Origin of the sequence: Prevotella sp. FD3004 (genome assembly GCF_000746155.1) — a bacterium.
Taxonomy (GTDB): Bacteria; Bacteroidota; Bacteroidia; order Bacteroidales; family Bacteroidaceae; genus Prevotella.
Genome location: NZ_KN050820.1, coordinates 77,872 through 103,902 on the forward strand (window position 1 = coordinate 77,872; position 26,031 = coordinate 103,902).

14 protein-coding genes are annotated in these 26,031 nt (G+C 50.8%); 10 read left to right on the forward strand and 4 right to left on the reverse strand.

The genetic code is table 11. The annotated features are described in order from the left end of the window. Positions 1 to 7: 7 nt before the first annotated feature. Positions 8 to 1,087, reverse strand: a complete 1,080-nt coding sequence (locus tag T325_RS11010; protein WP_036914465.1) for a uroporphyrinogen decarboxylase/cobalamine-independent methonine synthase family protein — start codon at positions 1,085 to 1,087, stop codon at positions 8 to 10. Positions 1,088 to 1,245: 158 nt separating this feature from the next. Here T325_RS11010 and T325_RS11015 point away from each other — a divergent pair, with 158 nt between their 5' ends. Together T325_RS11015 and T325_RS11020 are read left to right on the forward strand one after the other, a co-directional pair. Continuing rightward, positions 1,246 to 1,719 carry an Lrp/AsnC family transcriptional regulator gene (locus tag T325_RS11015; RefSeq protein WP_036913942.1) on the forward strand — a complete coding sequence of 158 codons (474 nt, stop codon included), beginning with the start codon at positions 1,246 to 1,248 and terminating at the stop codon, positions 1,717 to 1,719. Between the two features lie 118 nt (positions 1,720 to 1,837). Beyond that, positions 1,838 to 3,358: a carboxylesterase/lipase family protein gene (locus T325_RS11020; protein WP_036913943.1), complete on the forward strand. Its 1,521-nt coding sequence runs from the start codon at positions 1,838 to 1,840 to the stop codon at positions 3,356 to 3,358. Positions 3,359 to 3,414: 56 nt separating this feature from the next. On the opposite strand, the gene T325_RS11025 is transcribed toward T325_RS11020, so the two are convergent. After that, positions 3,415 to 7,401 (reverse strand): hybrid sensor histidine kinase/response regulator transcription factor, encoded by a 3,987-nt coding sequence (locus T325_RS11025; RefSeq protein WP_051949853.1) that lies wholly within the window; start codon positions 7,399 to 7,401, stop codon positions 3,415 to 3,417. Positions 7,402 to 7,561: 160 nt separating this feature from the next. Here T325_RS11025 and T325_RS11030 point away from each other — a divergent pair, with 160 nt between their 5' ends. The 3 genes from T325_RS11030 (at position 7,562) to T325_RS11040 (ending at position 12,649) form a co-directional block, all read left to right on the forward strand. Further along, positions 7,562 to 10,054: a glycosyl hydrolase 115 family protein gene (locus T325_RS11030; protein WP_036913948.1), complete on the forward strand. Its 2,493-nt coding sequence runs from the start codon at positions 7,562 to 7,564 to the stop codon at positions 10,052 to 10,054. A gap of 9 nt (positions 10,055 to 10,063) precedes the next feature. Next, positions 10,064 to 11,005 (forward strand): amidohydrolase family protein, encoded by a 942-nt coding sequence (locus tag T325_RS11035; RefSeq protein WP_036913949.1) that lies wholly within the window; start codon positions 10,064 to 10,066, stop codon positions 11,003 to 11,005. A gap of 72 nt (positions 11,006 to 11,077) precedes the next feature. Next, on the forward strand, positions 11,078 to 12,649 hold the full coding sequence (locus T325_RS11040) for a glycoside hydrolase family 43 protein (RefSeq protein WP_051949890.1): 1,572 nt from the start codon (positions 11,078 to 11,080) through the stop codon (positions 12,647 to 12,649). A gap of 16 nt (positions 12,650 to 12,665) precedes the next feature. On the opposite strand, the gene T325_RS11045 is transcribed toward T325_RS11040, so the two are convergent. After that, entirely contained in the window at positions 12,666 to 14,018 is a 1,353-nt protein-coding gene (locus T325_RS11045; RefSeq protein ID WP_036913952.1) for an MATE family efflux transporter, read from the reverse strand. A gap of 185 nt (positions 14,019 to 14,203) precedes the next feature. Between T325_RS11045 and T325_RS11050 the strand changes: the two genes are divergently transcribed. Beyond that, the gene (locus T325_RS11050) at positions 14,204 to 14,632 is read left to right on the forward strand and encodes a hypothetical protein (protein WP_103916251.1); all 429 of its coding nucleotides are present in this window, start codon (positions 14,204 to 14,206) and stop codon (positions 14,630 to 14,632) included. A 778-nt stretch (positions 14,633 to 15,410) separates the two neighbouring features. Beyond that, positions 15,411 to 17,372, forward strand: coding sequence for a bifunctional carbohydrate acetyl esterase/feruloyl esterase (locus T325_RS11060; protein WP_036913960.1), 1,962 nt, complete (start codon positions 15,411 to 15,413; stop codon positions 17,370 to 17,372). Positions 17,373 to 17,404: 32 nt separating this feature from the next. Here the strand turns inward: T325_RS11060 and T325_RS11065 are convergent, their stop codons facing one another. Further along, entirely contained in the window at positions 17,405 to 18,817 is a 1,413-nt protein-coding gene (locus T325_RS11065; protein WP_231622240.1) for a glycoside hydrolase family 125 protein, read from the reverse strand. 271 nt (positions 18,818 to 19,088) lie between these two features. On the opposite strand from T325_RS11065, the gene T325_RS11070 reads away from it, so the two are divergent. From T325_RS11070 to T325_RS11080, 3 genes are read left to right on the forward strand one after another with little or no spacing between them, the layout of a single operon-like run. Next, positions 19,089 to 21,200 carry a GH92 family glycosyl hydrolase gene (locus T325_RS11070; protein WP_231622241.1) on the forward strand — a complete coding sequence of 704 codons (2,112 nt, stop codon included), beginning with the start codon at positions 19,089 to 19,091 and terminating at the stop codon, positions 21,198 to 21,200. Positions 21,201 to 21,253: 53 nt separating this feature from the next. Further along, on the forward strand, positions 21,254 to 24,391 hold the full coding sequence (locus tag T325_RS11075) for a SusC/RagA family TonB-linked outer membrane protein (protein WP_051949854.1): 3,138 nt from the start codon (positions 21,254 to 21,256) through the stop codon (positions 24,389 to 24,391). A gap of 20 nt (positions 24,392 to 24,411) precedes the next feature. Then, on the forward strand, positions 24,412 to 26,028 hold the full coding sequence (locus T325_RS11080) for a RagB/SusD family nutrient uptake outer membrane protein (RefSeq protein ID WP_036914471.1): 1,617 nt from the start codon (positions 24,412 to 24,414) through the stop codon (positions 26,026 to 26,028). Positions 26,029 to 26,031: the final 3 nt, after the last annotated feature.

Below are 26,031 nucleotides of genomic sequence, written 5' to 3' on the forward strand. Positions count from 1 at the left end.
AATTTTTCTATACTCCCCAGACCTCTTCTGAGATTTCCTTAACTAACTTAAGTTTTGCCCATTGCTCATCAGGCGTGATTTTGTTACCGATAGCACATGAGGCGAAACCGCATTGAGGAGAAAGCGAAAGACGATCGAGAGGAATGTATTTGGCCGCCTCATGGATACGGGCAATGACTGTTGCTTTATCTTCAAGTTCTGGCCTTTTTGTGGTAATAAGACCAAGTACCACATGTTTGTCAGCACTGACTTTAGCCAAAGGTTCGAAGCCTCCTGAACGTTCATCGTCGTACTCCAGATATAGTACGTCAACCTTCTCACGAGCAAAGACCCAGTCAGCCACAGAGTCATAGGCACCACTGTTGAACCAGGTAGAGTGGTAGTTGCCACGACAGATATGCGACGCCACCAGCAAATCAGTAGGGCGTCCTTCGAGTGCTAGGTTGTTTACCTTAAGCAAGAGGTCCTTAACATCGTCGAGTATTGGACTCAGACTAGCATAACGTAGTGAGGCCGCCTCGCCCACAATAGCGCCCCAAGTACAGTCGTCGAGCTGTAAGAACCGACCACCAACAACATAAAACTGGCGGATAAAATCCTGATAGACAGCAGCAATGTCACTGATCAATTCGTCGAGGTCGGGATAGATGGCCTTCGTGCCAGGAAAATTCTGCGGAATGATGAGTTGTTGGAAAAACTGCGCTGGCGACGGGACGGTTAGTTTTGCAATGGTCTGTGCATCTTCAAACTGCTGGACACGACGGAAATCGTCGATAAACGGATGCGGCTGTGCGGTGAGTTTGCCAGTAAGATAAATCCTGTCGAGGTGAGCTGTCTCGCCATTGAAGACAACATCCCCTCCATCTTCATGAGCCACGCCACCAAAGCCCCAGAAGAAGTCAAGATGCCAGAAGGTACGGTTGAATTCACCGTCGGTGATGACATGATAACCCAACTGTTTCTGCTTGTCAGTCAGTTCACGAACCAACTGGTCACGAGTACTGTCAGAGAGATTGGCTGGACGAAGGAAACTGCCTACAAAATCGGCTCGCTGCGGAACCTGAATGCCTTTAATTACTTTTGTCATTGTGATATATTTTTTCTGTTTGACTTTGTCGGATGTTGGAATTCCGACTGCAAAAGTAGTAAAAAGTCGCATTTATTCAAAAATTATTTTGCAAGTTCAGTAAAATATACTATATTTGTACCGAATTTCTATTTGATTACAGAATATTATTTGGCAATATGATAACATACGACGAACTTGACGACACCGATCGCAAGATATTGCGCATCCTACAAACCGACTCTACCCTTACTGTAAAGGAACTAGCTGCACGCATCAATCTCTCTGCCTCACCTACGTTCGACCGTCAGAAACGACTGGAGCGTGAGGGATTCATCCAAGGCTATCACGCTATTCTTGATGCCAAGAAGACAGGCAATGGCATCACCGTACTCTGTCACATGCGCCTGAAGCACCATTCACAAGTGCTGATGGATGACTTTATGGAGGCCATCCAGAACATTGACGAGATAACTGAATGCTACAATACAAGTGGCGAATATGATTTTACGTTGAAGATACAGACACGGGATATGGAGTCGTATCAGGAATTCATGCGTACCAAGCTTGGCAACATAGACAGTGTGGGTTACTTCCATAGTGTTTTCGTCATGAAGGAGGTCAAGAACACGCATGGCGTTCCTCTAAGATAGCAAATAATTGAGCGAAGAATATTACCCCTCTTCATTAAACTTTTTGGAGAGCCGTACGTCTAATAGACGTATCATAAAATAAACCATATAAATATTATCAACAAACTAATTAACTTTTATGAGAAAACTATTCTTACCGCTTCTGCTTTTGGTAGCAGTATCTGCAAGTGCTGCAGAAAACCCTGTGTTAAAGATTGAAGGTGGTCAGGTACAAGGTGTATTGGCCGACGATTATCCTGATGTGTATGTGTATCGTGGAATTCCCTACGCAGCGCCTCCTATCAAAGAGAATCGTTGGAAGGAGCCTCAGCCCATCATACCATGGAAAGGCGTAAAAATCTGTGACACCTTCGGGCGTCCGAGTTATCAGGCCATTCAGTACCCTGGCGGTTACTACACTGAATGGGGCTATGGAAAGGAAGCAGGTTCCAGCGAGGACTGCTTATATCTGAACGTGTGGACAAAGGCTCCTGGTCAGGTAGGTAAGAAACTGCCTGTAGCCCTGTGGATTCATGGCGGTGGCTATCGTGAAGGGTTCGGTTCAGAACCTGAGTTCGACGGACAGGAGTGGGGCGCTAAGGACGTAGTGCTCGTTTCCATTAACTACCGTTTGGGCGTGTTCGGCTTCCTCGTACACCCAGCTCTCTCTGCAGAGAGTCCACATCACGTATCAGGCAACTATGGTATTCTCGACCAAATCGAGGCTCTGAAGTGGATTAAGAAGAATATTGAGCAGTTTGGTGGTGATCCCAATAACGTGACCATCTTCGGACAAAGTGCCGGTGGTGGCAGCGTGCGCACCCTCTGTGAGAGTCCCTTGGCTCGCGGTCTATTCCACAAGGCTGTGATTATGAGTGCTCAGGGTCTGAGTATCCCCGATGCCAACGGCAATCCGATGGGTGCTCGCTATAGTGGTGGTTCGTTTGCCGATGCCGAAGCCAATGCCAAGAAAGTATTCGACTGGGCTGGTCTAACCGACTTAAAGAAGATGCGTCAGGCTTCTACAGAGACTATTTTTGCTTTGCCAACGCTCTATTATCAGATTAACGACAATGGTAAGCAGGCCAGCGGTCCAATGGCGTTTATGCGCATGGGACTGCCATTCATGCCGATGATCGATGGTTATGTATGCGAGAAGAGTTTTGATGACGCTACCCGCGAAGGAACCTTGGCCGACGTTCCATATATGATTGGTTTCACTCTCAACGACATGGGCAACATGGCTCCCAACATCGCTGAGTTCTGTAAAGTTCGTGGCCAGAAAGGCGGCAAGGCCTGGGCCTACGAATTTGCACGTCCGCTGCCCGACGACGGTTCTCATCCTGAGGTGACACAGCGACTGAAGGGTGCTTTCCACTCAAGCGACCTTTGGTTTGTATTCAAGAGTCTGAAGCACTGCTGGCGTCCTTGGACTCAGGGCGACTGGGATCTCTCAGAGAAGATGTTGACCGCATGGACCAACTTTGTAAAGTATAGTGATCCAAACGGTCCTCAGGGCGGCGAATGGGCTCCTTGCACAGAGAAGAACAAGAAGTTCATGGTGTTTAAGTTGAACGACAAAGACGAAGAGGCATCCTTCTTCGGTGAACCAGAGATAGCACCTCAACCACAAGGTTTCCCCTTTGGTGGTTCTCGATAATTCTTCTGATTAACAACAAAAAAGGCCGGCGTAACTGTCGGCCTTTTATTGTTTGTTTACTGACGTTCTTCGTGTTCCTTCATGTAGTCGCGGGGCGACATGCCATAGAACTTCTTGAACACTGTAGAGAAAGAAGCTGAATTAGAGAAACCACATGCATACATCACCTCGGTAACGTTCATACCCTGAGTCGTGAGCAGCTGGGCAGCCTTTTTCAGGCGGATGTTACGAATGAAGTCATGAGGTGTCTGTCCTGTGAGCTCCTTCATCTTACGATGCAAATGAACACGGCTGATACCAGCCTTATCGGCAATCATGTCGACGCTGAGATCGGAGTTGGCCAGATTCTTATTGATACACTCCATAATACGCTCGAGCAACTTCTCGTCGGGCGATTTCAGGCGAATATCGCTTACCTGTTCCTCGAGGTCATCGTTTCGCTCATACTTCAGACGTAGCATGCGGCGACTGTTGATGAGGTTAGCAATAGTACGACGGAGAATATCCATATTAAATGGTTTGACGAAATAAGCGTCAGCACCCGTCTCAAGACCTTCGAGTTTATCTTCATCACGACTCTTAGCCGTAAGCATGATGAAAGGAATGATATTGGTTTCGGGGTTAGACTTGAGCTTAGAGCATAGCATATTACCATCCATTTCCGGCATCATGACATCACTGATAACAAGATCGGGGCGCGTGTGAAGAATCTCACCCAAGGCTTCACGGCCATTGACGCAGGCATGCACATCGTACTCGTCCTCAAGTTCATGTTCCAGATAGCTACGTATCTCGTCATCATCTTCAGCAATCACGAGGGTGAGACGGCGACTGAGCGGTACATCCACAACAGGAATTTCTTCATCCTTAGCCATTTCTTCCTCAATAATCGACGGCATATCGGCCAGAGCCTCCTGACTGTCAATCATCTCCTCTGGCGACAGGTGGGCATTACCCATCGGAATGGTAATCACGAATTCGCAACCCTGTTCGAGGTTATGAGCCGTGATAGTACCATGATGAAGTTCCACGAGCGAGCGAGTCAAGTCCAAGCCGATACCAGTGCCCACATTACGGTCGTTGGCAATGGTGGCCGTCTGATAGAAACGTTCGAATATCTTGTCAAGTTTATCATCAGGAATCTTCTCGCCGTTATCACTGATGGCAAGGGTAGCCTGCTGGTCGTTGTGAGTCAGGCGGATACCTACCTCACCGCCCGTAGGCGTATACTTAAAGGCATTAGAAAGCACGTTCATCACCACCTTGTCAAAATTCTGACGGTCTATCCATACATACAGATCCTCAGAGTCATGGTCGAAGGTGAGTTTTATCTGCTTAGCCCTGGCCTGATTCTCAAAGAGATTATAGATATCACCCACGAAACCAACGAGGTTGGTCTCCGACATGCGCATCTGCATCTGTCCTTTATCAATCTTACGGAGATCCATCATCTGGTTAATCAGACTCAGGATACGCTCGGCATTACGTTTGATAGTAAGATAGACCCCGCGACGGGCTGGATCGTCGTCACTCTTAATCAATGAGAGCAGCGGCGTAACAATCAGCGTCATAGGTGTACGTATCTCATGACTCATGTTCATGAAGAAGCGCAACTTAGCCTCGCCCATCTCTTCGGCATGGATATGTGCCTGCAAGCGCAAATTGTTCTGCTCACGATGGCGACGGTAGGTAAGATACTGCCAGATGAAGAGTCCGAACACGATGGCATAGAAACAGTAGGCCCAGGCAGAGCGGTACCACGGACTATGAATGACCACGGTAAACTCGCGCTCTGGAGTTTCGGTATTGTTGCGCTCAGCCTTCACGCGGAAGCGATAGGTACCTTCAGGCAGGTGAGAGAAAGTCAGCACGTTGATGCCTGGCTGCAAACGCACATAGGGTTCGCCATTGATACTATACAAATAGGATATGTGCTCTGGGTTCTCGTAGGTCAACGTTGAGAACTGTATGGCGAAAGAGTTATCGTGATAGTCGAGCTCAAAGCGGCGACTGGCATATACGGTGGTGTCTGTCACCTGATAGCTACCTGAGCGCGCGGTACCGCCAATAGGCTCACCATTGATGGTAAACGAGGTCAGCTGAACACGAGCCTCCCACTTGCTTTGGGTAATATCCTGCGGGGTAAACCATGTCAGACCGCCTGTACCACCGAAGTATATCTGCCCGTTGGGAGAGGTGCTAGAGGCACCGTCACTGAACTCATTGCCTTGCAGGCCATCGTCGGCAAAAAAATTCTGGAACAGGCCCGTCTTAGGGTCGAAGCAGGACAGACCATGACAGGTACCCAGCCACAGTCTTCCATTGGCATAGCGTTCAATAGAGCCCACGGCATTATCACAGAGTCCCGTCTCGCGGGTATAGTGTTTCAGTACCTTTCCATCAAGACTATAACAGAATAGGCCGTCGTTAGTACCCACCCAGATATGACCGTTATATTCACGGGCTATTTTGACAGGCTGACCGTAATTGGGGCAGTTGGTGCCAAAAGTACTGATCCAACTGTCGGTGTCAAGGTCTAGACAACAGATACCCATCGACGTTGCACAATAGATGCGCTTGCTGTCGGGAGAGACAGACACCTGCGACACATAGTTGTTGATGATGCAATTCAACTTACGGTCAGCCTCAGCACCCCGTTTCATCATGTATTTCTTCAGGAAGTTACCCTTATTATCCATACACAACAGACCATATTTCATCGTTGCCAGCCAAAGGCGTCCATGGCTATCGCGATCGATATCCATCACAATCAGGTGCTTATCGCCAGGATACTGAATGGCGTTAAAGTGCTGAGTGGCAGGATCTATCCAACCAAAGCCGTCACCATAAGAGCCCAACCAGATATGCCCTTCGAGATCCTCGGCTAGTGACATGACGGTAGAGGGAACATGATCGACATAGTGCTTGAGTAGGCGTTCATCACTGCCAAAACAATAAAGGCCGTCCTTATCGGTACCTATCCACAGACGCCCCTTACTGTCAACAAGGGTACTGATGACGCAGGCACTGCCAATCTGATTGCGCGCGCCCTGCTTATATCCCATATAGTTAAAGCCACGGAAGGCTATAGGCTGCTTATAGATTCCCTTTTGCAGGAGTCCGAACCAGAGGTTTCCCATCTTATCCTCGGCAATCGAATAGACTTTGGTTTTAGACAAGTCTACCTCCATACTGAAGAAGGGGTTGTCGATGATACGGTTGTTCTGGGGTTCGAAAATAGCTATACCCTGACCATTATAGCCGATGATGATATTACCGAAATGGTCGCAATAGAGCGATGACACACCATGGCTCTTAGTGTCTTCAATATGAACGAAGTCACTGCCTTGCAGACGGTAGACACCAGCATTAGAGGTACCGACGTAAATCACACCGTTAAGGTCTTCACAAAGTCCTAGGAGGTTAAGGTCTGTGCGATCGGTAAGGTATCGCTTCATCTTAGTCCCATCGTAAGATAACAGACCAGTCTCATCGGTCACGATCCAAAGACGTCCCTTACGATCTTCAATCATAGAGTTAATGGTATGCAGACTGGCGAGAGCCCCACCCATCTGTCGGGCATGGGTCTTGTCTGTAAACCGCATGATGCCCAGACCCGAGGTACCGACAAGAATCTCACCATTGGCTCGCTCAACAAAGCAGGTGGCATAGCAACTGCCCTCCTGTCCTTTGACATCAGTCATCGTGACATTATTGAATGTACGACCGTCCCATGTCTGCAAGGCGCCATACATACCGAAATAGAACAAGCCGTTGCGGTCCTGTATAATCGTATTCACGTAATTGCTGGCAAGCGCCCGGTCGGCTTCGTTCTCACGGCGGAGCACCCGGAACTGATAGCCATCGTAACGGTTGATACCGTCGCGAGTGGCAGCCCATAAAAATCCTTCACGGTCAAAATACACCTGATTAACGAAACTACTGGATAGTTGTTTCTCTGTATTAAAGAATTTGCCCATCTGCGCGCGTACGCTGATAGACATCGTTATAGCTATAATAGTTAGTAAAGTCTTAGGCCACATGCTTTGATTAATCTTTTATTTCGGCGACAAAGGTAATACATTTTTATGATTGAAACAAGAAAAATGTGACAAAAATTAAAGTTCATGAAACATATACTAATGTTTCCCAGCAGAAAAAGTGTTAACTTTGCACCCAAAAATCAAAATAAAGACGACATAGATGAAAACCAAATTCTTCAGACTGAAAAGTCTTTTTGCCATCACTGTATTACAGGCAGCCTTACCATTGAGAGGCTTAGCCGCCGATAAATTCGTAGTGTTCCAGTCAGCCGCCGACGCCTGGCAGCTGAAAGAGCAGACCGTTAGTTTTACCGACGGCGAGCACAGTTGTGTAAAACTGGCCATTGCCAATCTCGAAGCCGACTTTGAGAAGGTAACGGGAACAGCGGCACAGCGCAGTGAGGGTAAAACAAGTATCGTGATTGGTACCGTGGGCACCAACCCGCAGATCAACCAATGGGTAAAACAGGGTCTGCTTAGTCATCTGAAAGGCAAGACCGAGAAATACATAATCAAGACCATCGACGGCCAACTCGTCATTGCGGGCAGCGACAAACGCGGTACCGTATACGGCATCTACGAGTTGTCGCGCCAGATGGGCGTATCGCCCTGGCACTTCTGGGCTGACGTGCCTATTGAAAAGCACGCCCAATTGTTTATTCGCAAAGGTGAGTATACCGACGGGGAGCCTGCCGTGCGCTATCGCGGACTGTTCCTCAACGACGAGGCGCCCTGTTTGACGACATGGGTGAAGAACACCTTCGGCACCAACTACGGCGGCCACCAGTTCTACGAGAAAGTGTTTGAACTCATCCTGCGCCTGAAGGGCAACTACCTGTGGCCTGCCATGTGGGGATGGGCCTTCTATGCCGACGATCCCGAGAACCTGAAGACGGCCGACGACATGGGCGTGATGATGGGCACCTCGCACCACGAGCCGATGGCACGCAACCATCAGGAGTATGCCCGCGACCGCAAGGGATGGGGCGTCTGGAACTACTCAACCAACAAGGAGAACCTCGACCGTTTCTTCCGCGAAGGTATCGAACGCATGAAGGAGACCGACGACATCGTGACCATCGGCATGCGTGGCGATGGCGACGAGGCCATGGGTAATGGTACCGACACGAAACTGCTAGAGAACATCATCGACAACCAGCGCCATATCATCAAGGAGGTCACCAAGCGCCCTGCCAAGGAGACACCACAGATATGGGCGCTGTATAAGGAGGTACAAGACTATTACGACGCCGGCCTGCGCGTGCCCGATGACGTGACCGTGCTGCTCTGCGACGACAACTGGGGTAACGTGCGCCGACTGCCTACAGCCGAAGAGAAGAAGCGCAAGGGTGGCTGGGGACTGTATTACCACGTAGATTACGTGGGTGCTCCCCGCAATTCGAAGTGGATCAACGTTACCCCGATACAAAACATGTGGGAACAGCTGCAGCTAGCCTACAATGGCGGCATTCAGAAGCTGTGGATCCTGAATGTAGGCGACTTGAAGCCGATGGAATACCCCATCCAGCTGTTTATGGACATGGCTTGGGACCCCAACAAGTATCAGGTTGACCATCTGCTCGACCACACTCGCGACTTCTGCGCCGAGAGTTTCGGCGAAGAGCAGGCCCAGGAGGCTGCCTCTATCTTAAACCTCGTAAGCAAGTACAACGGCCGCATCACATCTGAGATGCTCGATGCCAGAGTGTATACCACCGACGAGTTTGCACAGGTGGTAAGCGAATATCAGGCCTTGGAAGCCCGTGCCCTGCGCCAGTTCATCACCTTGAAGCCCGAGTGCCGTGACGCCTATCGACAAATCATCCTCTTCCCCGTACAGGCCATGGGTAACATCTATGAGATGTACTATGCACAGGCCATGAACCTGAAACAGGCTGCCGTGGGCGATCCTGACGCCAACTACTGGGCAGAGCGCTGCCGTCAGGCTTTCAAGCGCGATTCACTGCTGATGCGTGAGTACAACAAAGACATCGCAGGCGGCAAGTGGGACGGCATTATGATACAGAAGCACATCAGCTACACTATGTGGAACGACTCCTATCCTGCCGATGTCTGTCCCAAGCTAGTTGAGGTTGAGAAGCCTCAGAACGGTCCGACCTTCAGCGCTGACGGCGGTTATATCAGCATAGAAGCCGAACATACCTACAGCCGCGACGATGCCGCAGAAGCCAAGTGGACGGTGATTCCCTATATGGGTCGTACCAAAAGCGGTATCGCCCTGATGCCCTATACCGCAAAGACCGACGGCGGAACACTCACCTACCGTTTCGAGGCCAACGGTAAGAAGATGGTCAAAGTGCATGTGGTCACCAAGTCAACTCTCGACTATCTGGATAAGGGAGGCCTCATCTACGACGTGGCTATCGACGGCGGCATCCCTGTGAGTGTCAACTTCAACGGCAACCTGAACGAGAAGCCTGAAAACATCTACAGCGTCTACTACCCCACCGTAGCCTTACGTATTGTTGAGAAAGAAGTAGAGTTGCCCGTCAACGACGAGGGCAACATCCATACGCTGATCATCCACCCGCAAGATCCTGGTATCGTGTTCGAGAAGATCGTCATTGACCTGGGTGGTTACCAGCGGCAATTCCTCTTCGGCAAAGAATCACCCAAAAGCTACAAAAAGTAAAAAGACAATATGAAGATAGTCGATGCACATAGCCATCTGTGGCTGAAACAAGACACCACCTGGAACGGTCTGCCCATCAAGTCGAAGAAAAACGGCCGCTCCATCTTCCTCGGTGAAGAGGTACAGATGCTGCCGCCATTCATGACCGACGGCAAGAACACAGCAGAGGTTTTCCTCTCCAACATGAACTACGCTCAGGTGTCGGCGGCCGTCGTCGTTCAGGAGCTGATAGACGGTAATCAGAATCACTACCTGCAACAGGTGGGTGAGACCTATCCCAACCGCTTTGTCGTCTGCGGCATGATCAACTTCTTCCAGCCCAATCTGCCACTTCAGACACAAGTTCTCATCGACAGTGGTTTCAAAGGCTTGGCCATCCCCGGCCACCGTCTCATCACCAACACCCGTCATGCCCATCTGAACGACCCGGAGATGATGAAGATGTTCCACCTGATGGAGAATCACGACATCTTCCTCTCCATCACCCTAGCCGACGGCGAGGAACAGACCGATGAGCTGCGCGAGGTGATAGAGGAATGCCCACGGTTGCGCATCGCCATCGGTCATCTGGGCATGGCCAGTCCACCCCATGGCAACATCTGGGAGAACACCGACTGGAAGAGACAGATCATGCTGGCCAGCCGCGACAACGTATATATAGAATGTGGCGGCATCACCTGGCTCTACAACAGCGAGTTCTACCCCTTCCCCTCTGCCGTGCGCGCCATACGCGAGGCAGCTGGTCTGGTCGGCTTCGACAAGCTGATGTGGGGCAGCGACTATCCGCGCACCATCACGGCCATCACCTACCGCATGTCCTACGACTTCATTCTCAAAACACAGGAGATGACCGACAAAGAAAAACAGCTTTTTCTCGGTGAGAACGCACAAAGGTTCTACCAGCTGAAAGAGCTCATCGAACTTCCCTATATTAAAAATATGTCAGAATAAGAACTAACAATGAAAAGATTTCTAACCCATTCACTCATGACCATGCTGATGCTGGCACCTGCCACACAGGCAATGGCCGACGACTACCTGACTCTTCACACAGAGAAGATTCAGAATCCTATGCTGTGGGCCGATGTCCCAGACCCCGACGTGATCCGCGTAGGCGACACCTTCTATCTGGTATCCACTACGATGCATCTCATGCCCGGCGCACCCATCATGAAGTCGAAAGATCTGAAGAACTGGGAGACCGTAGGCTATATCTTCGACAAACTGACCGACTCACCAAAGTACGACCTGCAGCAAGGCACCGCCTACGGCCGCGGTCAGTGGGCCACCTCGCTGAAATATCATAACGGCAAGTTCTACGCACTGCTGGCTCCCAACGAGCAGGGTGCCATGGGCGACACCTACATCTTTACCGCCGACAAGGCAGAAGGTCCCTGGACCATTCTCTCACGCATGCGCCACTTCCACGACTGCTCACTGTTCTTCGACGACGACAACCGTGTCTACGTCATCTACGGCACAGGCGAGATGATGGAACTGAAGTCCGACCTCTCCGACGTCATTGAAGGCAGCTATCAGAAAATCTTCGAGCGCGAGGAAGACGAGAAGGGCCTCCTCGAAGGCAGCCGTGTCATCAAGCACAACGGCAAGTACTACCTGCTCATGATCTCACACGTCTACGCCCCTGGCAAACACCGTCGCGAGGTGTGCTACCGTGCCGACGACATCCATGGACCTTGGGAGAAGCAGGTGATTCTTGAGAGCGAGTTCGGCGGATTCTCATACGAGGCCCAGGGCACCATCGTCGACACCGAGGACGGCGACTGGTACGGCATCATCTTTCAGGACCGCGGCGGTGTGGGCCGTGTGCTCACCGTGATGCCCTGTCGCTGGATCAACGGCTGGCCGATGCTGGGCGACGAGAACGGTAAGGTGCCCGACACGGTACGTCCATTGAAGAGCGGCGAACCCGAGACATCTATCGTCAAGAGCGACGACTTCAGCAGCGACAAGCTCGGTCTGCACTGGCAGTGGAACCACAACCCCATCGACAAGGCTTGGAGCCTCTCAGAGCGCCCCGGTTACCTGCGTCTGAAGACTAGTCGCGTGGTCAAGAGCATCTACCTGGCCCCAAACACGCTGACACAGCGCATGGAAGGGCCGAAGTGTAGCGGTGCTATCGCCATGGACCTCTCGAAGATGAAGGATGGCGACTATGCCGGACTGGCTGCATTCAACAGTGATACGGGAGCCCTCACCATCAAGAAACAGAGCAAGAAACTGGTGCTTCAGATGAACGAGCTGAAGGTGGAACTCTCCGACAGCAACAAGGAGGTGACCAACGTAGAAGAAAAGACCATTGAGAGCGTAGAGCTGAAGCAGAATAAGATATGGCTGCGCATCGATGCAGATTTCGGACCCGTCAAGACCAAGGGCATGATGCCCGGCAAAGATCTGGCCACATTCTACTACAGCCTCGACGGTGAGCAGTGGACAAAGATTGGTTCCGACTATAAGATGGGCTTCGACTGGCGTCGCTTCTTCATGGGCCAGAAGTTCGGCATCTTCTGTTACGCCACCAAGAAAGCCGGCGGCTACGTAGACGTCGACGTCTTCAACTACCAGAGAAATTAGAAAAAGACTCCCCGAACTAAGCAGTTCGGGGATTTTTTACGAACCCCTTCGATTTCCACTTACCCGACCGCCAGCGACGCAGGAGAATGACGCCTCGTATGTTCTCGTCAAGTGCGAACCCTATCCACATTCCGATAAGGCCATAGCCCAGCGGAATACCGATGAAGTAGCCGACGCCCACGGCAATCGTCCAGTTGAAGATAATAGCAATGACCACGGGATAGATGGCATCGCCAGTGGCCCTCAGCGTACCCACGGCAAAGATGTTCGACGTGCGTCCAATCTCCAAGAACCAGTCAACCACCAGCACCCACACGCCAACCGTAATAATCTCCTGATTATCAGTAAAGGCACTGAGGATACTGCGCCCCGACAGCGCGAGAAGTGCCGAGCCCATAAGTGTGATAACCATCGACCAGCGGTAGAAATAGTTGCCGAGCACGTAGGCGGCCTGATGGCGCTGCTGCCCCACAAGATGGCCCACAAGGATATCACCGCCCTGCGTGATACTGAGACAGAACAGATAGACGAACATAATCATGTTGTAGCAGTAGGTTCGCGTGGCCAGCGCCTCGTTGCTAATCTGGTTGATGAAGTAAGTGACCACCACCTGCGACAGGCAATAGGATATGTTCTCGCTCATAGCGGGGATACCGATATAAAGCAGATTTCTCAGTTCCTGCCAGGGTATGGGGCGGAAATAGCGCAGCGGAAAACGGGGGATATGCACCTTAAAGTGGATGCAGGCCAACAGCACCATGGCAATGATACGACTGGTAGCCGTAGCGATGGCGGCACCTTCCACACCCAGCTGTGGACAGCCCCAGCGCCCGAAGATAAGGGCGTAGTTGCCGATGATATTGAGCACATTCACGATACCCGTCACCACCATAGGATAGACCACTTTGTCGGCACTTCTCAGCGAAGCCGAGAAAGTCAGCGACAGCGCCTGGAAGAACGACAGCGCACCCGTCAGTCGCAGATACACCAGCCCATCGTCCATCAACTCTGGGCGCAATCCCATCAATTGCAACAGTTGTTCGGCATAGAAGAACAGCAGTGCGCTCACCGACAGACTGAGCATCAGGTTTATCACCAGCGCCATACCCACAGCCTGCACAAGCCGCTTCCTCAGTCCCGCTCCGATATACTGAGCGCAGAGGATGGCCACACCCATCGAGAAGAATTGGTAAACGAGAAACACGAGCGACATCAGTTGGTTGTCAAGTCCCACTGCCGCCACGCTGTTGTCGCTATACCGACTCAGCATCACGGTGTCTACGGCACCCAGCAGCATCACAAGGGCCATCTCTATGAATACGGGGATAGTCAGCACCTTCAACTGTCGTTTTAAAGAGTGATTGGGCATAAACTGTCTAGTTATTTTATTCTGTTAAACCTAAAAACGGGGTGCAAAGGTAGCAATAATTCCCCTAACCACCAAGTTATCAATACATACATCGTATAAATTTTGTTAAATCTTTCGATTCTCGTGCAAGATTTTCCGTTTTCCGAATTTATATGGCTGAATAATAAATCAAAACCATAACGACAATGAAAAAGAAGACTATTTATGTTTGCCTGACACTTCTCGTAACTATTTTCATGACTAGCTGCAGCAGCGATGATGATGAGACCTTCGGTACAGGACTGACTGGGAAATGGGATTTAATTGAAGTCCAGAACGGCCCTGACGGGTTATGCAAGGATGACTATACTAACCAGTATCCGTCAGGATCTGTCATTATTGAAATCAAAGAGAGCGGAGAGATTGTCTTCAACTATGAAGACGGGAAAGTTGAAACCCGTGACTATTCCTTCCCTGAAGACCAGGAGAGATATAATTCTTCCTTGCCAGTCATGACTATTGGTGAAGTACCATTCAGCTATGCCATCGAAGGGAACAGACTTAAACTGCATTATTACGGTTTCTATTTCACCGATCATATTCCAGCAACATTTGTGTTTAAACGTATAAGGTAAATAAATATTTACCAGACTGCAATTGGCAGTCTTTTAAATGACATCCCGACTATCAATCATGCCAAGACGCAAAAAGGGTGTAATATACCCTTTTTGCGTAGATTTTTTGCACATGTGCACCTTTCTTGTTATTTTTTTAAGCGAGAAATAAAATATATAATATATTCTTTCGCTTTGCACGGATTAAATTCTTAGCACAATAAACAAACTAAAAAAATGAGACAGAAAAGGAAAAGGGGCAACACCCTTTTAGGACTCTTTGCGCCTAATCTTAGGGCATTAGAGAGTGCAAGATGGTGAGTAACGTAACAAAGAAAACAAGCCCATTGCAGTTACTGGAAATCAGGTTCGTCTTAAAGAGAGGCGACAAAGTAAAAGTTTATCGCGAACTGGTAAGAATCATTGCCAACGGTTCATTAGCCGTCAGCAAGAGAGAGCTGGCCAGATTCTTTGCGAAGCATACCAACTTTGCCAACAATCCAGAGATCAAAAAAACGAGAAAGCGCCATTTACCATTCTCTAAGTTTCTACAAAATATGTAGTTATGGCAAAGAAAGAAAAGGACGATGCCAACGGGAAGAGGTTGTACAAGGCCTGTCCGTGTATTGGGAACGTGGCCAGAAGATATGCCACCCTGCAACAGAAATGAGACAAATAAGAAAATACATGTAACATTTAAAAAGATGCGATTGGCAAATTTGTCGTAACTTTGCAGCCGGACTCATCACCAGAGTCGTCGGCTACAATTTTATAATCAATCATCATAACTAAAAAAGCAATGAAACAGTTTATATCAACTATTCTCCTGTGCACGCTCGCTCTGGCGGTCAACGCACAGAAACCGGATCCGAACTTCTACATCTTCCTGTGTTTCGGACAGTCGAACATGGAGGGCAACGCACGCCCCGAGGCTCAAGATCTGACCAGTCCTGGTCCACGCTTCCTGCTGATGCCCGCCGTCGACTTTCCCGAAAAGGGTCGTAAGATGGGTGAGTGGTGTGAAGCCTCTGCCCCACTCTGTCGCCCCAACACGGGTCTGACCCCTGCCGACTGGTTTGGTCGCACCCTCGTGGCCTCACTGCCCGAGAATATTAAGATAGGTGTCATCCATGTGGCCGTCGGCGGTATCGACATCAAGGGATTCCTACCCGACAGCATCGACAGCTATGTGAAGACCAAGGCTCCACAGTGGATGAAGGGCATGTTGGCCGCTTACGGCAACAACCCCTACGAGCGACTGATGACACTGGCCAAGAAGGCCCAGAAGGACGGTGTGATAAAAGGTATCCTGATGCATCAGGGCGAGACGAACACGGGCGACCCGAAATGGGCCGGCATGGTGAAGCAGGTGTACGACAACCTGTGTGGCGACCTGCAGCTGAAGCCCGAGGACGTGCCTCTGTTTGCCGGTAACATCGTACAGGCCAACGGCGAGGGCGTCTGCATCGGTTGCAAGAAGCAGATTGAGGAGCTGCCCCAGACCCTGCATACCGCACAAGTAATCTCCTCAGATGACTGTACCAACGGTCCCGACAAGTTGCACTTCGACGCAGCAGGCTATCGTGAGCTGGGCTGCCGCTACGGCGAGGCCGTGGCACGCTTTCTGGGCTTTGAGCCCATCCGCCCGAAGATGGAGTCGAACATCAAAAAGATGGAGGTGCCTGCCAACGCCTTCATCGCCGAGACCACCATTCCCGGCAACCAGTTCCCTAAACTCGACAAGGAGCGTCGCGGCTACTTCTACCTGAAGGCCCCCGAGGCTAAGAACGTGGTGCTCGACATCTGCGACAAGAAATACAATATGCAGAGCGACGGTCAGGGCGGCTGGACGGCAGTGACCGACCCGCTGGTAGAGGGTTTCCACTACTACTTTATGAACATCGGCGGTGTGAACTTCATTGACCCCGCCACAGAAACTTTTTTCGGCTGTAACCGTGAGGCCGGCGGCATCGAAGTGCCCGAAGGTCCCGAGGGCGACTACTACCGTCCGCAGCAGGGCGTTCCCGCCGGACAGGTGCGTAGCGTATACTATTTCAGCAACGAGCAGCAGACATGGCGCCACGCCATGGTCTACACCCCTGCCGAGTATGAGCTGAAGGCTAACCAGAAGAAGCGTTACCCCGTGCTCTACCTACAGCATGGTATGGGTGAGGACGAGACCGGCTGGAGCAAGCAGGGCCACATGCAGCACATCATGGACAACGCCATCGCCAAGGGCGAGGCCGTACCGATGATCGTGGTGATGGAGAGCGGCGACATCAAGGCGCCCTTCGGACAGGGACAGACCATGGACATCTATGGAAACTCGTTCTATCCCGTACTGCTGAACGACCTGATTCCTTATATCGAGGCAAACTTCCGCGCAAAAACCGATCGCGAGAATCGCGCCATGGCTGGTCTGTCATGGGGTGGCCATCAGACGTTCGACATCGTGCTCAACAACCTCGATAAGTTCTCTTACCTAGGCACCTTCAGCGGCGCCATCTTCAATCTCGACGTGAAGACCGCCTACAATGGTGTGTTCACCAAGGCCGACGAATTGAACAAGCAGATTCACTATTTCTTCATGATGAGCGGCACAGAGGGCATGGACAAGATGTTCGGCACCGAGAAGCTGGTGAAGAGCCTCAACGAGCAGGGCGTAAATGCCCACTACTACGAGTCGACAGGCACAGCCCACGAGTGGCTCACCTGGCGCCGCGGACTAAACCAATTCATTCCTCATCTGTTTAAAAAATAGGTAAAGATGTTATAAAGAAAAGATGCTCACCACTAACGGCGAGCATCTTTTTTTATGCCTCTAAGGATATAAAGTCTTCCGTCGTCGATAAGTTTGAGGATGAGTTCGCCGAAGAGCGTGTTCTGCCAGGCGAACCAGTGGCGGCTGTATCTGGCGGCATCGTCCTTGTTGAACGACTCGTGCATGAAGCCAGTGCCGGCATCGGTATCGACCAGCATCTGGATGCACTGCTTAATCTCGTTGTCGTCGGTGCTGGTGAAGGCACGCATCATGATAGACATGGGCCATACCATGTCGTAGCCTACATGAGGTCCGCCGATACCCGCGCCCGCCTTGCCACGGAAAAAGTAAGGGTTAGACTCGCTCCATACAAAGCGGCGCGTATTCTGATAGACGGGGTCATTGATATCCACATCGCCCAGATAGGCCATGGCCAGCAGACTGGGCACGTTGGCATCGTCCATGAGATGGTGATTGCCAAAGCCATCGACCTCGAAAGCGTAGATCTTACCAAATTCGGGATGGTTGTAGACGGCATAGCGCTGCAGGGCGTCGTTTACCTCGTCAGCCAGCGAGGTGCACTCCTCGGCCAGTTCCGTATCCTTGTTCACCTTCGTCAGGATGTCGGCCGCCTTACGGAGTGAGGTGACGGCAAAGAAGTTCGAGGGAATGAGGAAAGGGAACACGGTGGCGTCGTCGCTGGGACGGAACACCGAGGCTATCAGTCCTACAGGCTTAACAGGGTTGCCATAGCCACCATGGCTCACGGTGTCATACTGCTGGGCGGTGGTACGTTGGAAGTGGTACGGACCGAGACCGTCCTTGCGCTGCTGCTCACGGAAGGTGGTGAGAATCTTACCGATGGCCTTGTGCCACAGTTCGCCGAAGATGGAGTCGTCGCCGGTGACAAGCCAATAGTGGTATGCCAAGCGGATGGGATAGCAGAGCGAATCAATTTCATACTTACGTTCGTGCAAGTTGGGGTTCATATCCGTATGGTCGCTCTCCCACTCACTACCGGTGGGACCCATGTTGAAGGCGTTGGCATAAGGGTCGATACAAATACACTTCAGCTGGCGCAGGATGGTGCCCCGCACCATCTTACGGATCTTCACGTCGTTCTTGGCAAACTGCACGTAGGGCCACACCTGGGCACCGGAGTCGCGAAGCCACATGGCATGGATGTCGCCGGTATAGACAAAGGTGTCGTCATCGCCTTCGCTGTCGGAATAATGTACGGTAGTGTCAAGTGTGTTCGGGAAACAGTTCTCGAACATCCATGCCAGGTAAGGCGCGTCCTCCAGAAGTTTCTTCACTTCGGCAATCTTCTTCTCAATCGTGTTTGAAGTGAAAAGCCGTTTTTTGGCAGCCGGTCGGCGCGACACCTTCGTATTGTCTGCCGGAGCAGCAATGGTCTTGCTCCATTCTTCAATCCCATCGGCCATGACAGGCAGTGAGAGTCCTGCCAGCAGGATTGTCATGAGTAATGTACGTCTGTTCATATTTGCTTGTTTTTTATGTTTTAATTATCCGGTTGCAAAGTTACTAATAATCCTTCACTCCTTTGTCGCAATGGCTGCCAAATCTGTCGTTTCGACAAAATTTGCAGAAACGAGGACAACGTTTCGCGACATTCTGTATACCTTTGCAAACCCAATAAATAAAAAACGTAAGATGATGATAAAAAAAACGCTAACACTACTACTTGGTCTGCAGATGTCGGGACTTGTCGTGCATGCCGGCAACCTGACCAACAAGGTGAACCCGCTCATCGGTACCACAACATTATGGACACCGGAAGACTTAGGATATACCCGCACGGAAACGAAACGTGCCTGGGGTGCCGAAGCCTTTCCTGGTGCTGCCCTGCCCAACGCCATGGTGCAGCTGACACCGGTCACGATGTACCCGTCGGGCTCGGGCTATCAGTATGAGGACCACCAAATATACGGTTTCGCTCATACCTGTAAAGGACACTGGAACCTGCTGCACGTACCTGTCATGCCAGTCACAGGCCGATTCTATCCCGACAACTTCTGTTCGTGGTTTAGTCACGACAACGAGTCGGCACGCCCTGGCTACTATCAGGTGTATCTCAACCGTTACCATGTGAACGCCGAACTCACCTCTACCCTGCGCTGCGGCTATCATCGCTACACCTTCCGCGCGGAGGACGAGAAACGGCTGGTTGTGGATATCACCAGAAGCAACAACCGTCCCCGCAAGTGGCACATCGAAAAGTCGGGTGCTAACACCTTCCAGGGTTTTCAGGATGGCGAGGGACGTATCTATTTCTACGCTGTCGCTAATCACGATGTCAGCGAGGTTAGCATCCAGAAGGATTTCCGTCATCAGATAGCAGTGGTTGATTTCGCTCATAATAAAGGTTCGCGTGCGTTGGAACTCAAGATTGGTTTCTCGTTTGTGAGCATTGCCAATGCCAAGCAGAACCTCGAGGCCGAGATGCTCGACAAGAGTTTTGAGCAGGTGTGCCAGGAGGCCGACAATATCTGGAATAAGCAGTTAGGGCATATCCAAGTAGAGGGCGGTACCGAAAAGCAGCAGACCATGTTCTACTCTACACTCTACCGTGCTTTTCTGTGGCCTGCCTTGCGCAGCGATGTGAATGGCGAGTACACCGACGAACAGGGCCGTGTTTGCAAAGCCGATTTCCGTTACTATACCAATCCTTCTTTCTGGGATACCTATCGTAACAAGCTTATTCTGTTGGGTATGATCACTCCTGATGTAGCTACTGATATCATCAAGTCGATTATCGATAAAGGTGAGAAGGCCGGTGGTTATATGCCCACCTTCTTCCATGGCGACCATGCCTCTACCTTCGTGGCAGGTTCGTGGCTGCGTGGCATCAAGGACTTCGACTTGCAGCGTGCCTATAAGCTCCTGCTCAAGAATGCTACCGTTCCCGGTCGTGGTGGTCGTCCTTGGTTGAAAGAATATCTGGAGCAGGGTTGGATTGCCGAAAAGGACACCACCAATGTGCCTACATGGAACGAGTATAAGGCTTCGGTAACCAAAACCCAGGAGTATGCCTACGATGATTATGCTACCGCTCTGATAGCCCGTGAGCTGAAAGATAAGAAAAACTACAAGTTGCTGATGCAGCACTCGCAGAACTACAAGAACCTGTTTGATGCGTCAACAGGCTTCTGGCGTGGCAGAATTGCCGATGGCTCTTGGATTAAGGATTTCGACCCTTGGTATCCCTATTACGCCTATATGTACCGTGAGGCCGATGCCTGGAATTCGCTGTTCTTTGCACCTCACGATCCCGAGGGTATGGTGGCACTCTATCCCTCAAAAAAGGCTGTTGAACAGAAACTCGACTCGCTGTTTACCCAACCCAATCATGGCTACGAGGCGTGGAACCTGACAGGTTTCTTAGGAACCTACTGTCATGGCAACCAGCCCGGTCACAGCATTCCTTATACCTATTATTTTGCTGATAAGCAGGAAAAGGCCCAGGTGGTTATCGATTCGCTGCTGAGCCATTATTATGGTATGGGCGAAGAGGGCTTGGCCTATGCAGGTATGGACGACGCCGGCGAGATGTCGTCGTGGTACGTGCTCAATGCCATCGGCATCTATACCTACTCGCCTGCAGACCCGAAATACATCGTCACGGTGCCGCTCTTCCGGAAGGTCAGCTTCACTCTCGGAATAACAGGTAAGACGTTTACCATCCGTCGTGAGGGAACTGGCCGTAAGATTAGCCGGATCACCGTAGGTGGTAAGCCGCTGAAGGGCTGGTTCGTCACCCATAGTCAGCTGGCGCAAGGAGCAGAGATGCTCATCCAGACAGAATAAGTTATATAATCAACTGTTACTATAATTAAAACCAATCTTAAACAATTTCCTAAATGAAAAAAGTAAATTTCAACTATTCCAGATTCATCTGGCAAGGTTTTATGGGAGTGGCCCTATGCGTAGGTAGTCCGTCCGTTGCTCTTGCCAATGGTGGCTCGGTGGCTGCTACTAACAATGTACAGCAAACCACTGTCAGGGGCACAGTTGTTGATGCATCGGGAGAACCTATGATCGGTGTAACGGTCTCGGTAAAGGGTTCGTCCTCTGGTACCGTGACTGGTCTTGATGGTAGCTTCTCACTGAACTGCAAACCAACTGATGTCTTGGTATTCTCGTATGTAGGCTATATCAACCAAGAGCTGCGTGCCAATACCAACCTGAGCCGTATTGTGCTGAAAGAAGATAATGCTATCCTCGACGAGGTGGTGGTTATCGGTTATGGCACAACCACTCGTAAAAGTGCCGTAGGTGCTGTCGATCAGGTTCGCTCCGACCTGTTAGAGAACCGTCCTGTAGCCAATGTAACACAGGCTTTGCAGGGTGCTGCACCAAACGTTATCATCCAGCGTAAGAACTACAACCCTAACGCTCAGAACAACAACTTTAATATTCGCGGTATCAGTACACTGAACGATAACAGTCCGCTGTTTGTCATCGATGGACTGGTTACCGACTACGATAACTTCAACCGCTTGAACCCTAATGATATCGAGAATATCTCTATACTGAAAGATGCCGGTACTGCCGCTATCTATGGTTCACGTTCGGCCAACGGTGTTGTGCTCGTTACTACCAAGAAAGGAAAGAACAACGAGCGCACCAGTATCCGCCTGAATGGTATGGTTGGTTGGGAGGATCCCCATATCCTGTTCACACCTGTTACCGGCTACCAGAATGCGGTGCTGCGTAACATGGCCGAGACCAATGTGGGTAATGCCCCCGTTTACAGTCAGGATCAGATTCTCGACTATTACGCCCATCAGAGTGAGGAGAGCTGGGCGCTGAACGAGATCTTCAAGACAGCCATGCAGCAGAACTACAATATCAGCATCAGCGGTGGTAGCGATAAGACCACTTATATGGTTTCTGCCGGCTATTTTGATCAGGGTAGCAACTATGTGAGCACCCAGAAGTTCGGTTTGCAGCGCTATAACTTCCGTACCAACCTGGTTACCGAGTTGGGTCGCCTGAAGCTGACTGCCACACTGGCCTACACCCGCACCGATAGCAAGAATACCAATGGTGGTAGTCTGGAGATTGATGCCAGTCGTGTGCCTAGTGCCTATATCTATAAGATGAAGTCGGCCGATGGTCGTTACCTGCTCAATGATGTGTGGGGTGAGTTCAACCCACTCGGTCAGCTCGAGTCGGGCGGTTTCGATAAGTACCGTACCAATGCCATCACCGCCAGTGTTACCGGTGAGCTCAAGATTATCGATGGCTTGAAGCTCCGTGGCGTGTTTGGTGCCGATGTGGTGGGTAACAACCGTTACTCGCGTAGCATGCCTTCTTATTATTATGCCGGCGAAGATGCTACCGAGCCCCGTCCACGTAAGGAGTCGGATTTCAGAACGAGCAACTGGAACGCCGACAACTACCGTCTGAACACTCAGATCCTGCTGGATTATAATAAGACCTTCGGCGTGCACACTGTCAGTGGCCTGTTTGGTGCCACCAACGAGTCGTACACCTGGTATAACAACGAAATCTGGAAGAACTATGTTGATCCCGACTTGGGTACCTCTACCAGCATCACTACAGGTGAGGTAGGTAACATCGGTGGTGCTACCACCGTGGATAGTTCTGGTCAGACCAGCATTACCTCACTGTTAGGTCGTATCGGCTATAACTACAACGAGCGTTATTATGCTGAGTTTGACTTCCGTTACGATGGTAGCTCAAAGTTCCATAAGGATTACCGCTGGGGTTTCTTCCCCTCACTGTCGTTAGGCTGGCGCATCAGCGAGGAGCCCTTTATGGAGAAATATCGCGAAAAGGTGGGCGACCTGAAGATCCGTGGTTCATACGGCATCCTGGGTAGTCAGGCTGTAGGCGACTACGACCGCTATACCCGCTATAGCGTTAGCTCTACCACCTATGCTTATAACAATCAGGCCGTAGCCGGTGCCGGATTCAACCTCGGACTGAAGGACCTGACCTGGGAACGTACCAACACTTTCAATATAGGTTTCGATGCCTCGTTCTTGCATAATGCACTGAACATCACCTTCGATTACTACACCAAGCGCACCAAGGATATCCTCATGAAGCCCTTGCAGCCCAGTGTATTCGGCACCACCATGCCAAGTACCAATATCGGTGAGATGTCGAACGATGGATGGGAGCTCTCTATCAACTACCGCTTGAAGACCGGCGATATGAAGCACAACTTCTACTTCAATATCGGCGACTCAAAGAATAAGGTTACCAAATTCCCAGGTAACGAGCAGATTAGCGGTGTAGATGAGATCTACAAGATTATCCGCGTTGGCGAGGCGCTCAACTCGTACTATGCATGGCAGGTTGAGGGCATCTTCCAGAGCTACGATGAGATTAAGAACTCCGCTCTGCCCCTTGGCGCAGAGGTAGCGCCTGGCGACCTGAAGTTCAAGGATCAGAATGGCGACAATGTCATCGACTCTAACGACCGTGTTATCGTAGGTAACGCCTTCCCACGTTACACCTTTGGATTCACCTACCGCTTCGAGTGGAAGGGCTTCGATTTCAGTATGTTCTGGCAGGGTGTAGGCAAACGTTCGCAGATGCTGCGTGGCGAGTTGCTCGAACCATACCACTCAAACTATTCTTATGTGATGTACAAACATCAGCTTGATTTCTGGACCCCGACTAACACAAACGCTAAATATCCACGTCTGGCAGCACAGGGCTCGGCCTCAGATACCAACAACTGGGGGCGCCCGTCAGACATCTTTGTGCTCGATGCCAAGTATGCACGCTTAAAGAACCTTGCCATCGGTTATTCACTGCCTAAGAAGTGGATCGATCCCATGGGCTTGCAGAAACTCCGTGTATATGTTACCGGTCAGGATCTGCTTACACTTACCAAGAACTCGTTCATCGATCCAGAGTCGTCGGAGTTCGGTTCGAACATGAACTCTGGTGGTGGTAACAGTGGTCGTAACTATCCTATGCTTCAGTACTATGGCTTTGGTTTCGATGTAGAATTTTAATGATTAAGAATCTTATGAAAATGAAAATCAAGAAATATATCTATCTGTTTGCTGCTGTAGGCGGACTTACGCTTACTGCCTGCAACGGCATGGAGAATGCCCCTGGCAATCAGTTTACCGATGCTAACTTCTGGGATTCGCCCGACAGAGCGCAGTACGTGGTAAACATGGCCTATGCACAGATGTATAATGCTGGCAAAATGTGGCGCGACGAGTCGCTCAGCGATAACATGATTGATGGCCGCTCTACTACCGACCAGCGCCTGATGCGTATGGGGCAGGCCACACCTACCACTGGTATCTTTGGCAGCGAGTGGGCCGATCTGTATGGCGGCATCAAAACCTGTCACGTGTTCCTCGATAATATCGATGCTATCACCAACCTCGATGCAGCTAAGAAGGCTCGTATGATAGCCGAGATACGCTTTGTTCGAGCTTTTATCTACTTCCGTCTCACCAACTTCTATGGCGATATTCCTTTCTTTACCAAGGATATCACCGTGGATGAGTCGAACACCATCAGTCGTACCTCGCATGCCGAGGTGATGGCATTCATCCATCAGGAGCTGAACGATATCATTGGCGATCTGCCATCGCGCAACGACCTGCCTGAGAGCGAGAACGGTAAAATCACCAAGGGCGCTGTGGTTGCTCTGCAGGCACGTGCCTATCTGATGGATAGCGACTGGAGCAACGTGCAGAAGTACTGTGAGATGCTCATCAATCAGCCCGAGACCTACGGCTCGTATGCTCTGTTCCCCAGCTACCGTGGCCTGTTTGAGGAGGGTAATGAGTACAACCAGGAGGTGATTCTGGATCGTGCCTATGTTCGCAACCTGCTCACCTGGGGCGAGATTCTCGACATGGTTCCCCTGAGTAAGGGTGGCCGTGTGGCCGACCGCGTGCCACAGCAGTCGCTGGTGGATAGCTATCTCACCCTGACCGGTTATACCATTGATGAGGCTGGTACCGATTACGATCCTAACCATCCTTACGATAACCGCGACCCACGCCTTGCTGCTACCATCATCTATGATAACTACGACTGGAGCGCCAATGTGGGCGATGGTTCAAAGGGCGAGGTGATCCATATCGATCCTGCTGGCGATAACACCGTTGATACCTATATCGGAACAGGTAGCAATACCACTGCTACAGGTTACTATACCCGTAAGTGGTTTGCCCCACAGGCTACTGGCGACATGAGTTCGGGTCTCAACATCATCATGTTCCGCTATGCCGATATCCTGCTGATGTGGGCCGAGGCTAAGCTCGAGCAGAACCAGATGACAGCCGATGTATGGAACAGCACTGTACGTGCCATCCGTCAGCGTGCTGGCTTCAAGACAGCTAAGGCTCTTAACTTCCCTGCCGATAAGTCACAGACTGAACTTCGTCAGATTCTGCGCAATGAGCGCCGCTGCGAGCTGGCTCTCGAAGGACTGCGCTGGTACGACATCAAGCGCTGGAAGGCCGGTTCAGAGTATCTTACCCAACCCGTTCGTGGCGCCAGCTTTACCCACGACATCCCCTGGAAGTTCACGTTCGATGAGAACCGTGATTATCTGTGGGCTGTTCCTCAGAGTCAGATCGACCTCAATCCTAACTTAGGTCAGAATCCTGGCTACGGCAATTAATCC

Excerpts from the sequence above, each read along its gene's own strand:
- T325_RS11010 (WP_036914465.1), bottom strand. The coding sequence starts at position 1,087 with ATGACAAAAGTAATTAAAGGCATTCAGGTTCCGCAGCGAGCCGATTTT.
- T325_RS11015 (WP_036913942.1), top strand. The coding sequence starts at position 1,246 with ATGATAACATACGACGAACTTGACGACACCGATCGCAAGATATTGCGC.
- T325_RS11020 (WP_036913943.1), top strand. The coding sequence starts at position 1,838 with ATGAGAAAACTATTCTTACCGCTTCTGCTTTTGGTAGCAGTATCTGCA.
- T325_RS11025 (WP_051949853.1), bottom strand. The coding sequence starts at position 7,401 with ATGTGGCCTAAGACTTTACTAACTATTATAGCTATAACGATGTCTATC.
- T325_RS11030 (WP_036913948.1), top strand. The coding sequence starts at position 7,562 with ATGAAAACCAAATTCTTCAGACTGAAAAGTCTTTTTGCCATCACTGTA.
- T325_RS11035 (WP_036913949.1), top strand. The coding sequence starts at position 10,064 with ATGAAGATAGTCGATGCACATAGCCATCTGTGGCTGAAACAAGACACC.
- T325_RS11040 (WP_051949890.1), top strand. The coding sequence starts at position 11,078 with ATGGCCGACGACTACCTGACTCTTCACACAGAGAAGATTCAGAATCCT.
- T325_RS11045 (WP_036913952.1), bottom strand. The coding sequence starts at position 14,018 with ATGCCCAATCACTCTTTAAAACGACAGTTGAAGGTGCTGACTATCCCC.
- T325_RS11050 (WP_103916251.1), top strand. The coding sequence starts at position 14,204 with ATGAAAAAGAAGACTATTTATGTTTGCCTGACACTTCTCGTAACTATT.
- T325_RS11060 (WP_036913960.1), top strand. The coding sequence starts at position 15,411 with ATGAAACAGTTTATATCAACTATTCTCCTGTGCACGCTCGCTCTGGCG.
- T325_RS11065 (WP_231622240.1), bottom strand. The coding sequence starts at position 18,817 with ATGGCCGATGGGATTGAAGAATGGAGCAAGACCATTGCTGCTCCGGCA.
- T325_RS11070 (WP_231622241.1), top strand. The coding sequence starts at position 19,089 with ATGTCGGGACTTGTCGTGCATGCCGGCAACCTGACCAACAAGGTGAAC.
- T325_RS11075 (WP_051949854.1), top strand. The coding sequence starts at position 21,254 with ATGAAAAAAGTAAATTTCAACTATTCCAGATTCATCTGGCAAGGTTTT.
- T325_RS11080 (WP_036914471.1), top strand. The coding sequence starts at position 24,412 with ATGAAAATCAAGAAATATATCTATCTGTTTGCTGCTGTAGGCGGACTT.